This is a genomic window from Sinorhizobium sp. CB7 (assembly GCF_041357635.1).
GTDB lineage: Bacteria > Pseudomonadota > Alphaproteobacteria > Rhizobiales > Rhizobiaceae > Rhizobium.
Genome location: NZ_JAULLL010000028.1, coordinates 37982 through 50942, shown reverse-complemented (window position 1 = coordinate 50942; position 12961 = coordinate 37982). Strand labels below are relative to the sequence as shown.

Here is a 12961-nt window from a genome sequence, read left to right as displayed (position 1 = left end):
ATTCAGATTTCAGGTCAATTCGACCTATAATCATCCGGCTCTGGAGATTGCGAAAAAACAAATGGTTATGGCGGCTCTGCGATTCTATGAAAAGCTGAACCGCTTTAGCTTAGCTGATATAGCCGAGCCGAATTGCCTTCGCGATCGCCTGGATACGGTTCACGGAATCAAGCTTGATCGTTGCCGATCCGAGATAGGCATTTACCGTATGAACGGAAAGCCCAAGCTTGTCGGCAATCTCTTCACTGATGCGGCCATCGCCGGCAAGCTGCAGGCACGCTATCTCGCGCTCGCTTAATGCTTCGGCGGTGGTCATCCGCCGTTCGTCCAATGACAAGAGATCCATCATGATCTGGCAACTGCGGCCGTGAAGCTCGATGACCATTTCGATCGTGAGGTCGATATGATCGGCAGTGAAGACGATGAACCCGTTTCCGACCGCGCCAAGGCGCACAGGAAATGCAATGCCGGAAAAGGGCAAAGCGTGCCCAGCAAGACAATGCAGAAAAGCGCTGCAACCGGATGCCGGGCCGATGTCATCATCCTCAGTTCCCTGCCATGTCAGCGGCAGAACGGACCTGTCGATATGCTCGATGAGAAGACCGCCATAGGCATCAAGAAAGCTCTTGTTATAGCCAGGGTTCGATGCGCCCCAATTTTCGAGCTCGCATGTGAGCCGCTGCTTTGCCGGGAGCCCAAAACCACTCACCCTGTACACCGCGAAATGCTGTGCACCGATCATTTTCTGCATTGCCACTAGCCGAGGAAAAAGATCCGATCGACCGGAAACTCTCTGAGTACGCAGCATGCGTATTTCATCCGCAGTAAACGCCGCTTTACCCGACGGATGTCCCATAACTATCCCTCAAACAAGGTTATTCCTGACGGCAAAGGCGATCGCCTCGGACCGTGTCTTGGTAGCCGTCTTCCGCATGACACTGGTGATGTAGTTGTTGATCGTATTGCGCGAGATACCCAGAATCACTGCGATCTCATCACTCGTCTTTCCTTCCGCGATCCAGAAAAGACATTCAATCTCACGCTCGGTCAGTTCGAAATCGCGCTCCGCCTTGCCGCCTCCATAGCCGAGAAAACTGGCGAAATAACCCGCAAGCAATCCGACATCCCGCAGCCTTTCGGGCGATACGACAAATCCTTCGGGGGAAAGCAGCATCAGGGAGAAGCGCGAACGCCCGACATTGAACATCACCGCGCTATATTGCCGGCTCGTGCCTTCAGGAAGCTCCACATCCTCAGGCAGGGATGCAAAGCTCGGCTGCAGCAGGAATAAACATCTTTCAACCTCCGCTGCCCGCAGGTAGCCGCCTGCCAGCTCGCTCGCAAGCCGTCGAACGAGATCGAACGGCCAATTGGATGAGACGACGAAATCCAAGCCATCTTCTTGGATCAGATCGCAGCGGACAAGGAGATAATGAGACGCACCGACATAGTCGGCCATGACGCGCAGACCGGTCTGCAGGTGATCGGCACCTGCAATGTCGCCCAGCCGGTTGAGAAACTGCTCGCGAGAAAAGCTATTGATGGCATGACCATGCGTGGAAGCAATGGAAACCAACGGCCTGCCGATTTTGTTCGACTGCGATATCTGCATGTCCATTCTTGCACTTCCCGCGGCTGAACGACCAAACCTTACGCGAATTCAGTGCCAACTCGATCCCGATCGAGACCCTGGGTTTACCCGCTGCGATTGCCTACACGAATCACCCAAAGCCTAAGCGTTATACTGTAAATCTCCATCTCCAAGTTTCTTGGGATTTACTTTAACCCGCTTTCGTGCCGCGATTCGCCGAGCTTTAACTTGTTTCAATAATGCCGATTCTAAGTTGATTCTGCGACCTGAGCAACACGCCACGCGTAAATCGAAACTTCAGCAAATACAAGAAGACCTAAAGTACGAAGATAATCAATGCCGATCGACTCGAATATATTTTAAAAACTCATTGGCTCGAATATATATTTCTTTACTACTTCATACGTATCACAAGATTACGGAACTATTCTAAATTATTTCAAACTTATCATCGGAAGTAATTTATTTTATTCTGACTAATCCTTCTTCAACAAATGTATCATTCCCTTCTATTTTCGATTCTCTCAATATATTTATATAAAAATTTATTAAAATTTAGGTAGATCTTATTTTTATTAGCCATTCTTCCGATTCCATGACTTTACTCCAACTTACATATATTAAACCATATGTGTTAGTCGCAAGTGCAGGGCACCTGCAGATAAAGAAAAAGGCCGGGAAAACCGGCCTTTCATTATGCGGCGCTTTCGACCGCCCATTTGCGAAGGATCTTGGCGGCGCGTTCTTCGCTGATTTCCACCATTCGTGACAGCTTGCGCTCCGGCCCCTCCCTGACGCGACGATTGAAGCCGCCGTCGTCGCTGCCCATGGAGAGGAGATCGTCTGTGCTGTCGAAGCCGAAGTCGGATCCGAAGCCATCCATGAGCGCTCCGCCAGCTGCCCCGCCCGCCGGCGCGAAGTCCGGCAGTTCCAGGCTTGCCGCATCGCCCGCCGCTTCGCCGGCGACCGCATTGCCATTGACCGTTCGGACGAGAGGCCGAAGACCCATCCAGACCACAAGGAAGGCCACTACGACGAAAGCGAGCGAGTTGATGATGCCAGCGAGATTGCGGCTCAGCATGTCGAGGATACGTGGTCCCGTCGTGCCCTCATCGAGAAGCTGATTTTCGAGGAAGTCCATCGCCGTCAGCGTGACGACGTCACCGCGATTGGGATCCACACCGGCTGCAGAGGCAACGATCTTCTGCATCTCGGCGAGGTAGGCATCGACCTTGGCCTGATCGACAGGTTCACCAACCATCTTGGCGATGCGGCCCTTGTTGACGACGACGGCGACCGAGAGCTTTTCAACTCTGTAGCTGTTCTTCGTCGTCGCAACCGTCTTGCTGTTGATTTCGTAATTGGTCTGCTCTTCCCGCTTGTCGGATTGGTCCTGGGATTCCGGTCCGCCGGCTCCGGGTGTCGGTGCAGCCTGCGGAATATTCTGTTCCACCGTTGCAGCCGTGTCGGATTGACGCTGCTGTGACTGCTGCGCCTCTTTCGTCGAGCGTACGGAACGTTCGACCTTGGAATCCGGATCGTAGATCGTTTCCTGAATCTGCTGGCTGTCGGTGTTGAGCTGCGCGGTCACGCTCGAGCGGAAGTTGTCCATGCCGAGAAACGGCGCCAGGGCCTTGTCGATGTTCGATTCGACTTCCTGCTGCACGTTCTGAACGATGCTGAGAGACCGGTTGAGGGTGCTGTTGCTCGCCTCATCGCCCGAAGCCAGCAACTGGCCGGCAGAATCGAGAATCGTGACATCGTCGACGTTGAGGCCGGGGACGGCCGAGGCGACAAGATGCCGGATCGACGAGGCGGCATTACGCCCAGTGTCGACGTTTGCGCGGATCATAACGGACGCGGTCGGCTTTTGCTCCGCTTTGCGGAAGTTTCCGACATCCGGCATGACGATATGTACCCGCGCAGCCGATATGCCCGAAATCGACTGGATGGTCCGGGCGATTTCACCTTCGAGCGCGCGAACCCTCGTCACCTCCTGCATGAACGACGTCAGTCCGAGGGAGCCGACCTTGTCGAAGAGTTCATAGCCGGCATTAGCGCTGTTGGGCAGTCCGCGTTCGGCAAGCAGCAGACGAGCCTTACCCGTCATGCCCGCCGGCACGGTGACGCTCGAGCCGTCCGCGCCAACCTCGAAGTCAATATTGGCCTCCGCCAAGGCCATGCTTATCTGATTCAAATCGGGCGTATCGAGGCCGACATACAGTGTTTCCTGCGCCGGCTTATTCACGAAGAATGCGGCAGCCAGAATAATCCCTATCGAAACAACGCCAACGCCAGCCAACGCCAGAAGGCGATTTCTTCCCAGATCGGCAAAGTTCTTAAAAATCTGAACTAATTGATTTAACAGATTCATTCTGTTCTCGCACGGTCCGCAAACGACAAAATAGGCTTATTGCCTCATGCCAAGATAAATAGCGAAGCTTGTGCGAGCGTTTCCTGCAGTGCGGGATCTGAGCGGCACCAATCCTATCGGTTGCCGCTTATGCGGGAAGTATCAGAAGAAATCGAAATCGCCCGCCGCCTTGGAAAGAGGCTGGGAATGACCGTGCCGCATGCCGCCGGCCAGTGCCTTCTGCATCTCGGTGAGTTTGACTAGGCTCAGCGCAGTGGTGACATCGATGCTGAGCGCCTGGGGAACCTCACCGGTGATGGTGTCGATGAATTCCGCCAGACCCCGCGTCTTCTGAACGGCGAGGTCGATGCCCTGCATGACCTTTAAGCTGTCAGGGGATTGAAGGATACTCACTCCACCGAGTTCCAGCAATTGCGGCTCGATGCGTTCGATGAGATAGGCGACATCATGCAGTTCGGAAACGATGCGCATCAGAATATCTGACAGGGCTTCTTCCGCGTCTGCCGGCTCCTGGGGGCGTTCAAAAGTCATATAAAATCCTCTGGATTTAAAAGAACTCAATCGCATTTTCGGCAGGCTTCTGGGTAACCGGCGGACGCTGTTCGAGAGCCACGGTCTTCTGCGTCTCGGCGCCGGTCAGCGGATATTGTCGCGCCCGGCCGGAGATGGGCCAATATTCCACCTTGCGTCCATGTTCTCCGCCAGTGCTCGAACCGACCACGGGAATGCCTTCGTCCTTGAGGAACTGCATCGCGAAAGCCGCGTTCTGCTCCCCCACATTCGAGAAGGTCGCGATCGTCTTGGCACCTCCGAATATCTTGGCTTCCAGCCGGTCGCGGCGCGCGCCCTGCTTCAAAAGGCCATTGATCAGGAGTTCCATGAGGTGCACGCCATAGCGGGTGGCGTCGCCGCCGCTCATCGGAGAAGACGCGGTTCCGGGCAGGAGGAAATGATTCATGCCTCCAACGCCGGCTACCGGATCACGCAGACATGCAGCCACGCACGAGCCGAGAATCGTCGTCAACACCACATTGGGATCGTTGATGACTTTGTACTCGCCTTGAATGATGTGCACGCGTCGGGCCGCACTGTCGGCGATCATTTCAATGCTCCAAACACGGCCTCGATTGCCGCTTTCATCTTTTCGATGGTGAACGGCTTGGCGAGAACATTGTTTGCGCCGAGCTGTGCCGCCTTCTGCACCAGGGCACGATCGCCCTGCGCCGTCAGGATGATGAAGGCCGCCTTCTTCGTCGCGGGATTGGTCCGCACCGCCTGAAGCAGGCCGAGACCATCCATCTTCGGCATGTTGAAATCCGAGATCACCAGGTGATGCGGCTGCTGGGCCATGATCTTCATGCCCTGCTCGCCATCGCCGGCAGCCGTGATCTGCTTAAAGCCCAGCTGGGTCAAGGCGTCACTCAGCAGCAGGCGGCTGGTTACCTGGTCGTCGACGATCAGGACTTTGATTTTTTCCGCTATAGACATTACTCGCTTCCTTCCTTTCGGGCGGCAGTCATTTTCAATATTTCCTCGCCGATGGCATTTAGGGGTAGTTGCTGCTCAACGGCGCCGAGCTCATAGGCGACCCGGGGCATTCCATAAACGACGCATGTTTTCTCATTCTGGCCGATGGTGCGCGCACCCGCATGGCGCATCTTCAGCAAACCGGCGGCCCCATCCCGACCCATGCCGGTCAGGATCGCACCGACGGCGTTACGGCCGGCCAATTCGGCGACCGAATCGAACAGCACATCCACTGATGGCCGGTGACCATTGACAGGCGCACTCTCCAGCAGGCGGCAACAGGGCGCTGAAGCGTTGACCACCTGCAGGTGCCGCTCGCCGCCTGGCGCCAGATAGACCTTGCCGATCTCGAGCCGCGCACCGTCGGTCGCCTCCTGGACGACGGGCGCGCAGATTCGGTCCAGTCGATCGGCAAAGCTTTTCGTGAAGGTTGGCGGCATATGCTGCGTAATTACGGTCGGCGGGCAGTTCGCCGGAAACTTTTGAAGCACCGCAATCAGCGCTTCCACGCCGCCCGTTGAAGAGCCGATCGCCACGATCTTCCGGCCGACCCGGAAATCAGAGACGGAAGGCGGGGCTGAAACGGATGCCGTGGCACCCGGTCGCTTGTACTGGCGCTGGGAGCGCGCGGCGGCCTTCACCTTTTCAGCGAGGTCCGCAAAGGGCCGGGGTTCGCCGGGTGTGGGCTTGCCGACGCAGTCGAAGGCGCCGATCTCGAGGGCGGCGAGCGTAGCCTCGGCGCCGCGATGCGTCATCGTTGAAACCATGATGACCGGCATCGGCCGCAGCCGCATGATCTTTTCCAGAAAATCGAGACCGTTCATGTTCGGCATCTCGATATCAAGCGTCACCACATCGGGGTTGAGCTCCTTGATGGCAGCACGAGCCTCAAGCGCATCGCCTGCCTGACCAATAACGCTAACACCGGGATCGGAACTCAGGACGGCCGTGATCAGACCGCGCATTGTCGGCGAGTCGTCAACGACAAGGACACGTGCAGGCGCCGTCATAGCTTCCTCCCCGAACCTTTACCCAAATGGCGATAGGTCGTAATCCCGGTATTGTCGAAAAGCTGCTTGGCATCGCCGGAAACACGCTCGGAATGGCCGATGTACAGATGGCCACCGACCGGTAGCAGTTCCGCGAATCTTGACCAGATCTTCATCTGTGTCGGCTCGTCGAAATATATGACGACGTTTCGACAGAAAATGACGTCGAACATGCCCTTGAATGGCCATTGCGCCATCAGATTCAGCTCGTTGAAAGTGATCAAACGCTTGACCCGATCATCGACCTGGAATTTCCGACGGCCCTGGACTTGCACCTCCTGGAACCACTGCTTGCGCATGGTGGGATTGACCGTCTCGAGCGCGGCCTCGTCATAGGCGCCGGCCCGGGCGAGGTTCAAGATTTTTGGATCGATGTCGGTCGCCAGGATCTTGAAATCATAATCGGCGGCGTTCGGCAGCAAGGAGAGGACGGTAAGTGCGATCGAGTACGGCTCCTGCCCATCAGAGCAGGCTGCAGACCAGATGCGGACCCGGCCGCCGGTCTTCGCACGGCTCAGGAGCCCCGGCAGCACTTCGTCGCGCAGATGTTCGAAATGGTGGTTCTCACGGAAGAAGCGTGTAAAGTTCGTCGTCAGGTGCGAAAGCATTTCCCGCCGAGCCTGCGCACCTGACGGCGAGGAGACAAGCGCACAATATTCCCGGAAGCCCGAAAGCCCGAGATTGCGGATATGCTTGGAAAGGCGCGAATAGACCAGCGACGCCTTCGTTTCGTTCAGATAGATGCCTGCATCGGAATAGATCATGGCAGCGATTTCCGACAAATCGCGACGCGTCAGCGGATATTCACCGCTTGCGAGCACCTCGCCTGCCGACTGCAGCTGATCCTTTGCACCTAAGGCATTCATGCCGCCTCGCTTTCGGTATCCGGGACCAACGCCTCGAGCTCGATCAGGCAGATCATGCGATTTTCTATCGCAAGAATGCCGCGGGCAAACTGGCGTTCGAGATCGGAGGATATTTCCGGGGTCGGCTGTATATTTTCGTCCGTCACGATCAGGATGTCCGAAACCGCATCGACCAGGAGGCCAACGACCTTGCGCTTGACCTGCGCGACGATGATGACATGGCGGGCTGTCGGATCGGCAGCCTTCATGCCGAGTCGCGCGGAAAGATCGATGATCGGAAGGACAGCCCCACGCAGGTTTATGACGCCCATCATGTAGGACGGCGCATGCGGCATGGCTGTCGCAGGCGTCCAGCCGCGAATTTCGCGTACCGACATGATGTTTACGCAAAACTCCTGATCACCAATCCGGAAGGCGATGAGCTCGCGGTCTCCCTGGGTCAGATTTTTAGCGGTGTACGACATGGCTTATCCTACGGCTGCCAGCGACATTTCGGGTTTGAGCGGCTGTCCGCGCGATGCGGCCACGACCGCGTCGACGTCCAGGATCAGGGCCACGCGGCCATCGCCGAGAATGGTTGCCGCGGCGATGCCCGGGACATGGGTGTAGTTCGCCTCAAGGCTCTTGATGACAACCTGGCGCTGTCCCTGGATCGCGTCCACCATCAATGCCCGCTGCCCTCCGCCTTCCGATTCGACGAGCAGAGCGACGCCGTCAACCGGATTGGCCTGGGTGGCGCGGAAGTTCAGAATGCGGCCGACATCGACAAGCGGGCAGAAGCTGTTGCGGATCGAGATCAGGCGATGGTTGGCGCCGAAGGAATGGATGGCCGCGGCTTCCGGCTGCAGGGTTTCGACGATTGCCGTCAGCGGCACGACGAGCGTCTGGCCTGCGACCGTCACCACCATGCCGTCGAGAACCGCCAGCGTCAGCGGCAGGCTCATGGTGAAGACGGAGCCCTGTCCCGGCTTCGAGCTGATGTTGATGCGACCGCCCAGCGCCTGAATGGAGCGCTTGACTACATCCATGCCGACCCCTCGGCCGGAGATGTCGGAGATCTTGTCGGCCGTAGAAAAGCCCGGCAGGAAGATCAGGTTATCGATCTCCTCGTCCGAGAGATTGGCGTCCGCCGGTATCAGGTCGTTGTCGATCGCCTTCTGACGGACCTTCTCGCGATTGATGCCGGCGCCGTCATCGGCAAGCTCGATCAGGATGCGGCCGGAGCGATGCTTCGCCGTCAGGCGAACGGTGCCCTCAGGGTTCTTCCCCAGTGCCGCGCGCTTTTCGGGCATTTCGACGCCATGGTCGACGGCGTTGCGGATCATATGGGTCAGCGGTTCCGCCAGCTTGTCGATGACCGTCTTGTCGACTTCCGTATTCTCACCTTCCGTGATCAGTCGGATCGACTTGCCGGTCATGTCGGCGATTTCGCGCACGATGCGCGACATGCGCTGGAAGACCGGTTTGACCGGTTGCGCGCGGATCGCCATGACGCTGTCCTGGATCTCGCGGGTCAGCTGTTGCAGCTCCTCGAGGCCCATGTTGATGGAGGATGCGCCGTTGTTGTCGTTTTCGATGACGCTCTGCGAGAGCATCGCCTGATTGATGACCAGCTCGCCTACGAGGTTGATGAGGCGATCGACGCGATCGAGATCGACGCGGATCGTCTGGCCTGCACTGGAGGCGGCATTGTTCTGGGCGGCAGCAGCCGCACTCGCCGCAGCGGCGGCGGCCGCAGCCGATTCCTTCTTTTCGACCCGCGCAGCGGCGGCGGCAATCTGGGCAACGCTACTTGCGGTTTCCGCGGCTGCCAGAGCTGCGGTGGCTTCTTCCGAGATCTGCGACCCCTCGCCGGTTTCCTCGGAGGGTGCGGCGGTGTCGTCGTCGAGAATGGAAAGGTCGAAAGGAACGGGAACCATCGGCAACTCTTCGTCGCTGCCGATATCGTCGACTTCGTCCACGGCCCTCACTTCGAGTTCGCAATCCCATTCGGCGAATTCGAATACGCTGCGGATAGCATCCTCCCCCTTTTCCGTCCTGATGGAGATCGTCCAGGATAGATAGGCAGCCTCGGGATCCAGGTCTCCCAGACCCGGCAGCGCGTCCATATTGCAGTGAATGCTCATCTCGCCCAGACGCGACAGGTCGCGCAGGAGAAGGGTCGCGTCATTACCCTTCGAATAGAGATCGGAACGAGGTTTGAAGGTCACCTCGTATTTCGGCGCTTCGATGGGTTTTTCTTCACCGCCAAAATCGTCAAAGGAAAATGGAATCGGCTGAAAACCGCTGTCGTCCGTAGGCTGGGGGGCTGCGGCCTTAGGTGCGGCCGGCTTGGATGCAACCGGCTTGGGCGCGGCAACTTCGGCCGCGGCGGAAGGCGTCGGCACCTCTCCATTGGCGAGTGCCTCCAGTTCCTTGACGAGGCCGCGGCTTCTGCTTTCGTCGACGCTGCCGCCGTCGCGGGCAGCATTCGTCAGATCGGCCAGCACGTCGGCCGCTTTCAGCATGACCTTCAGAACATCCTGAGTCGGTTCAAGCTTGTTGGAACGAACGCAATCAAGAGTAGTTTCAAAAACATGCGCGAAGGAGACCAGATCGTCCAGACCGAAGGCGCCGGCGCCGCCCTTGATCGAGTGAACGGCCCGGAAGACAGCATTGACTGTTTCCGGATCGCGGTCCCCGTCATTCATTTTCAGAAGACCCGATTCCAGTTCGGCGAGTTGCTCCTCGCATTCCTGGAAAAAGATCTCTTTGATTTCGTTCATATCCATAGGAACAATTCCTGTTTAAGCGGTTACACGCTCAATGGCATCGATCAGTTTCGCGGGGTCGAAGGGCTTCACGATCCAGCCGGTGGCTCCGGCCTGGCGCGCGCGGTTCTTCTTTTCCGCATCGCTTTCCGTGGTCAGGACCAGGATCGGAATTGCCCGGTACTTGTCGTTACGGCGAACGCCCTCGATGAAGCCGAAGCCGTCGAGGCGGGGCATGTTGATGTCGGTGACGATCACGTCGGGATTTGCTTCCTCAAGAACCTCGAGGCCCTCGACGCCGTCTTCGGCCTGGATGGTCTCGAAGCCAGCATTGTTCAGCGTGACGAGAAGCATGTTACGAATAGTCCGTGAATCATCCACGGTAAGTACTTTTTTCTTCATTGCCGGATCTCCTTGGCAAGCAGATGATCGATATTGACGCCGATCAGCTGCATCGTTTTCTGAAATGCATCCGACACCTTAGAGAAGGTGAAGGAGAGCTTGTCCTCATCCCAGGTCTTGGCGGCAGACATGAGAACCTGAACGCAGAGCGTTCCCATTCTTTCGACTCCCGACGCGTCGATCTTCAGGTTGCTACCGCGCATGGACACGAGCTTGCCGCGCAGGGCGGACGCTTCGTTGAGGTCCAGCACCGCCGCAAGGCTCAGGGTTTTTTCGCCTTTCTTGGCCGCCATCAGTGAATTCCTTGTCCTTTGGTCTCGCGCCGGAAGCCTGGCGCACGCAAATTATCAGCCATGTCAGTAAACATTCCGCTCACGTCCGATGCCGGCAGCGTGAAACGGAGCCTCAAAATCCTCTTGCTTCAAAAAATCTTCGGCAATCGCAACGGCACCGCGCGGATCGTGATGGAGATCTCGCCGTGGCTGGCGCTGTTCCGGAGTGTGCGCGACAAGCCGCGCCGGCACGGCATCCGAACCAGCAAGACCTTCTGCCCGTGCAATGCGAAACTCACGGATCGTCTGGCCGAGCTCCAGGATGACGGTGTGAAGATGATCGGCCTCCTCCCCGGAGCGCCGGGCGAAGGCGGAATTTTCCGCGACAAGCCCGCCGAGGCCGCTTACCTCTCCGGTGACAGCTTCGAGATCCTTCGCCTGGGTGTCGGTACGGCCGGCGATTCCCGATATGGCGTCATTGATGTCCGTGACCTGACGGACAATGCTGCCGATCGCCTCCTGTGTCCGACCGACCATCTGCACGCCGGAATCGACCTGCCTCTTGGTGGTCGTGACGAGCGTCTTGATTTCACGCGCCGCATCGGCGGAGCGTTGCGCAAGCGCGCGCACCTCCTGTGCCACGACGGCAAAGCCGCGTCCGGTCTCGCCGGCACGCGCCGCTTCGATCCCAGCATTCAACGCCAGCAGGTTCGTCTGGAAGGCGATATCATCAATCACGCCGATGATCTGACCGATCTTTTCGGCGGAGCTTTCGATATCCGCCATGGCGCTGATGGCCTGGCCGACAACCATGCCGCTTTTCTCCGCGGCCATGCGGGTTGAGGCTGCGGCCCTTTCAGCCGAACGGGTATTGGCAGCACCCTCCCGCACATCCTCGGCTATGCCGGCAAGAGCCTTTGCGGCCAAAAGCAATTGGCGCGATTGGTCGGATGCATTGCGATCTAGGATCTCAGAATTATCCGACAGCGAGCGAGCCGCCGTTTCGGCGTTTTGAGCGCGTTCGGCGAGCGAGGCCAATTCCGCCTGAATATCGTCGAGCGAGGCATTCAACGTTTGGACGAGGTCGCCATAGGCTTCCGGAACATCGGGGGAAACTCTGACCGTCAGGTCACGGGCGGAAAGACCGCGGATTACATCACCAAAGACCTGCGCGACCTCGGCTTCATGCGCGCTGCGCTGTTCGGCAAGGGCGCGCTGCTGTTGAAGGCGCAATTCATTGAAGCGCAGCGACACGGCAATTTCCACATCGACCATGACCAGCCTGATGATCGCGGTCATCAGCTCGATGAGTTCACGCACCCGACGCTTGCCGCCCGGCAGCAGCGGACGTCCGGCAAGGTCCTGCGCGATGCCGGCAAGGAGATGCTCGAGCATCACGCCGTGCCCGGCGACGTGCCAGCGAGGATCGAGCCCCATCTTGCTTTCGGTATCGGAAAGGACCTTCACGCGCTCGGCATAGAGACTGTCGAAGCGGGCATCCGTCAGCACGTTCCAGTGGGACGACTGGAGATCATGGAGCCTTTCGATCTGATTCTCGCTGTCGAAATTGCGCGCGGAATCGGGAAAGGACTGAAAACGGTGAAAGAGATCGCGAAGGCCGGCCTTCAAATGCGCCTGCAGCATCGGCCGGTGGCGGCGCAGAACATCACACTGGTCGGCGTCCAGACCGGCAAAGCGCAGACGGTCGCGAAGGCTGCCTGCCTGCGCCCGTTGAGCCTGATCTGATGGCATTTCCTGCCCCACGCCTGTCCCCACACAAATGCCAGGCGCTACTTCCCAGCAAAACCTTTGACATGATTCCGATCAGCGCGATGACAAGGCGGGTTTCTCCTGGCGATCGCCAACGATGAAAACCTGCTTGATCGGCAAGTCTGTCCCGGAGCTGATTGAAGAAATGATACCGGATCGACCGGTACGACGGGTGCGGCTTCATGCCAGGTGGGAACGAGCTGCAACTTCCCATTCCGACGTCTAACCCAATGTTTATGGTTAATTCCTTGCTTGAAGGTTAATAACCCCTCTCGCAGCCTGCTTTTGAAGTATTTTGCCTTTTCAAAGGGGTCTGAATGCGCAAGCGCCACAAGGACTGTGCAAGTCACGCGCAAGGTT

General features: G+C 57.9%; 13 protein-coding genes. All 13 read right to left on the bottom strand.

Annotated features, from left to right (window positions below; translation table 11 throughout):
• Nucleotides 1-109: 109 nt before the first annotated feature.
• Nucleotides 110-856, bottom strand: a complete 747-nt coding sequence (visR, locus tag AAE029_RS33390) for a transcriptional regulator VisR (protein WP_371077226.1) — start codon at nt 854-856, stop codon at nt 110-112.
• A 9-nt stretch (nt 857-865) separates the two neighbouring features.
• Entirely contained in the window at nt 866-1618 is a 753-nt protein-coding gene (gene visN / locus AAE029_RS33385) for a transcriptional regulator VisN (RefSeq protein WP_371077225.1), read from the bottom strand.
• A gap of 667 nt (nt 1619-2285) precedes the next feature.
• Nucleotides 2286-3965 (bottom strand): flagellar basal-body MS-ring/collar protein FliF, encoded by a 1680-nt coding sequence (fliF, locus tag AAE029_RS33380; protein ID WP_371077224.1) that lies wholly within the window; start codon nt 3963-3965, stop codon nt 2286-2288.
• A gap of 141 nt (nt 3966-4106) precedes the next feature.
• Nucleotides 4107-4496: a hypothetical protein gene (locus AAE029_RS33375; protein ID WP_371077223.1), complete on the bottom strand. Its 390-nt coding sequence runs from the start codon at nt 4494-4496 to the stop codon at nt 4107-4109.
• Nucleotides 4497-4512: 16 nt separating this feature from the next.
• On the bottom strand, nt 4513-5067 hold the full coding sequence (cheD, locus tag AAE029_RS33370; RefSeq protein WP_371077222.1) for a chemoreceptor glutamine deamidase CheD: 555 nt from the start codon (nt 5065-5067) through the stop codon (nt 4513-4515).
• Nucleotides 5064-5453, bottom strand: coding sequence for a response regulator (locus AAE029_RS33365; RefSeq protein WP_022718672.1), 390 nt, complete (start codon nt 5451-5453; stop codon nt 5064-5066). The genes cheD and AAE029_RS33365 overlap by 4 nt, the downstream gene beginning before the upstream one ends.
• On the bottom strand, nt 5453-6502 hold the full coding sequence (gene cheB, locus AAE029_RS33360) for a protein-glutamate O-methylesterase CheB (RefSeq protein WP_371077221.1): 1050 nt from the start codon (nt 6500-6502) through the stop codon (nt 5453-5455). Before cheB ends, AAE029_RS33365 begins: the two co-directional genes overlap by 1 nt.
• Nucleotides 6499-7407, bottom strand: coding sequence for a protein-glutamate O-methyltransferase CheR (gene cheR / locus AAE029_RS33355; RefSeq protein WP_371077220.1), 909 nt, complete (start codon nt 7405-7407; stop codon nt 6499-6501). The genes cheB and cheR overlap by 4 nt, the downstream gene beginning before the upstream one ends.
• Nucleotides 7404-7871: a chemotaxis protein CheW gene (locus AAE029_RS33350; protein ID WP_371077219.1), complete on the bottom strand. Its 468-nt coding sequence runs from the start codon at nt 7869-7871 to the stop codon at nt 7404-7406. Before AAE029_RS33350 ends, cheR begins: the two co-directional genes overlap by 4 nt.
• A gap of 3 nt (nt 7872-7874) precedes the next feature.
• Entirely contained in the window at nt 7875-10178 is a 2304-nt protein-coding gene (locus AAE029_RS33345) for a chemotaxis protein CheA (RefSeq protein ID WP_371077218.1), read from the bottom strand.
• 15 nt (nt 10179-10193) lie between these two features.
• Nucleotides 10194-10559 carry a chemotaxis response regulator CheY1 gene (cheY1, locus tag AAE029_RS33340; protein ID WP_028751177.1) on the bottom strand — a complete coding sequence of 122 codons (366 nt, stop codon included), beginning with the start codon at nt 10557-10559 and terminating at the stop codon, nt 10194-10196.
• Entirely contained in the window at nt 10556-10852 is a 297-nt protein-coding gene (locus AAE029_RS33335; protein WP_371077217.1) for an STAS domain-containing protein, read from the bottom strand. The genes cheY1 and AAE029_RS33335 overlap by 4 nt, the downstream gene beginning before the upstream one ends.
• Nucleotides 10853-10915: 63 nt before the next feature.
• Complete coding sequence (locus tag AAE029_RS33330) at nt 10916-12583, bottom strand: globin-coupled sensor protein (RefSeq protein ID WP_371077216.1); 1668 nt, start codon at nt 12581-12583, stop codon at nt 10916-10918.
• Between the last annotated feature and the right edge of the window lie 378 nt (nt 12584-12961).

Excerpts from the sequence above, each read along its gene's own strand:
- visR (WP_371077226.1), bottom strand. The coding sequence starts at position 856 with ATGGGACATCCGTCGGGTAAAGCGGCGTTTACTGCGGATGAAATACGC.
- visN (WP_371077225.1), bottom strand. The coding sequence starts at position 1,618 with ATGGACATGCAGATATCGCAGTCGAACAAAATCGGCAGGCCGTTGGTT.
- fliF (WP_371077224.1), bottom strand. The coding sequence starts at position 3,965 with ATGAATCTGTTAAATCAATTAGTTCAGATTTTTAAGAACTTTGCCGAT.
- AAE029_RS33375 (WP_371077223.1), bottom strand. The coding sequence starts at position 4,496 with ATGACTTTTGAACGCCCCCAGGAGCCGGCAGACGCGGAAGAAGCCCTG.
- cheD (WP_371077222.1), bottom strand. The coding sequence starts at position 5,067 with ATGATCGCCGACAGTGCGGCCCGACGCGTGCACATCATTCAAGGCGAG.
- AAE029_RS33365 (WP_022718672.1), bottom strand. The coding sequence starts at position 5,453 with ATGTCTATAGCGGAAAAAATCAAAGTCCTGATCGTCGACGACCAGGTA.
- cheB (WP_371077221.1), bottom strand. The coding sequence starts at position 6,502 with ATGACGGCGCCTGCACGTGTCCTTGTCGTTGACGACTCGCCGACAATG.
- cheR (WP_371077220.1), bottom strand. The coding sequence starts at position 7,407 with ATGAATGCCTTAGGTGCAAAGGATCAGCTGCAGTCGGCAGGCGAGGTG.
- AAE029_RS33350 (WP_371077219.1), bottom strand. The coding sequence starts at position 7,871 with ATGTCGTACACCGCTAAAAATCTGACCCAGGGAGACCGCGAGCTCATC.
- AAE029_RS33345 (WP_371077218.1), bottom strand. The coding sequence starts at position 10,178 with ATGGATATGAACGAAATCAAAGAGATCTTTTTCCAGGAATGCGAGGAG.
- cheY1 (WP_028751177.1), bottom strand. The coding sequence starts at position 10,559 with ATGAAGAAAAAAGTACTTACCGTGGATGATTCACGGACTATTCGTAAC.
- AAE029_RS33335 (WP_371077217.1), bottom strand. The coding sequence starts at position 10,852 with ATGGCGGCCAAGAAAGGCGAAAAAACCCTGAGCCTTGCGGCGGTGCTG.
- AAE029_RS33330 (WP_371077216.1), bottom strand. The coding sequence starts at position 12,583 with ATGCCATCAGATCAGGCTCAACGGGCGCAGGCAGGCAGCCTTCGCGAC.